We start from the raw sequence: 1323 nt of genomic DNA on the forward strand, positions 1-1323 counted from the left end.
GATGCTCCTATGGATGTCAAGCGACGTGTTCTTGATCGTTTGATGTGATGAGTCGATAGAGCTCGCGGGCTACGTAGCGCTTGAGACAGCGGATGATTTCTTTCTTGGACAGGCCGTCTTGTGTGCGTCGTTGCATGTAGGCGCGGGTGCGCGGGTCCCAGCGCAGGCGGCATAGGACGACGCGGTAGAGGGCTGCGTTGGCTTGACGGTCACCGCCACGGTTGAGGCGGTGGCGGCTGGTCTTGCCCGAGGAGGCGGGAATCGGCGCGACACCGCACAGCATGGCGAAGGCCGCTTCGCCATGCAGCCGATCATGGTTCTCGCCGGCGGTGACCAGGAGCTGTCCAGCGGTGTCGGTGCCCACGCCGTGGGCGTCGGCCAGGCGGGGGTTGATCGCGGCCACTAGAGGCTCCAGCAGCTCGTCGAGGTCGGCGATTTCGGCGGTGAGCTGCTGGTGGCGGCGGGCCAGAGAGCGCAACGCGATCTGGGTGGCGCTGGCCGGGTCGGCGGCGGCGTCGCGGTCGGGGCGCAGGGCGGCGCAGGTGGCGATCAGTTGTGTGGTCGACAGGCCGCGCAGGCGCTGGCGAACATCGTCGGGGGCGGTCACGATCAGGGCTTTGAGGCGGCGTTGGGTGTCGGCGCGCTGGTCGATCGCGCTGCGCCGGGCGATGCGCAGGTTGCGCAGGGCTTCGATGCGGCCCTCGCGCTGCTTGGGCGTGCCGGTCCGGTCGCCGGCGAGCGCGGCCTTGGCGGCCTGGATGGCGTCGATCGGGTCGGACTTGCCCTGGAAGCGGCGGGTCTTGCGGTCGGGTCGGTCGATCTCGATCACGTCGATGTGCTCGGCTTGCAGCAGGCGGGTGAGCCCGGCTCCGTAGACGCCGGTGCCTTCGACGCCAACGCGTGTCAGGTGCCCGAAGGTGCGCATCCACTGCAGCAGGGTGGCGTATCCGGCCGGGGTGGCGGGGAACTGTTCGGTTCCCAGGACCCGTCCGATCGGGTCGATCACCGCTGCGGTGTGGGTGTCCTGGTGGGTGTCCACGCCGCCGGCGACTTCGTTGATCGGCGCGTTCTGGGGTGCAATGGTGGTCATCGTCGTCCTGTCGTCTTGACCGGGGGCAGGGCGGCACGCACCAGCCGGGCAACGCGGACAAGACAGTGATGGGGCCTCTGGCCAGGCTCCTATGAAGTCACAGGTGCCACGTCCGGTGAGTGCGCATGAGCGCCTCCCGGCCAGGGCCGACAGATCCCGTTGAGGACCCGAAGGTCAGTCAGTCCAAGGGTCAGACCCTGGCGGGAAGCGCTCATCTACATCATCACTGTCAG

General features: G+C 68.3%; 1 pseudogene. It reads right to left on the reverse strand.

Annotated elements, in window-relative coordinates:
• A pseudogene (locus AC5L3X_RS39135) lies at positions 1-1081 on the reverse strand (IS110 family RNA-guided transposase); the annotation flags it as partial.
• Between the last annotated feature and the right edge of the window lie 242 nt (positions 1082-1323).

Source organism: Nonomuraea sp. CX421 (assembly GCF_059358955.1).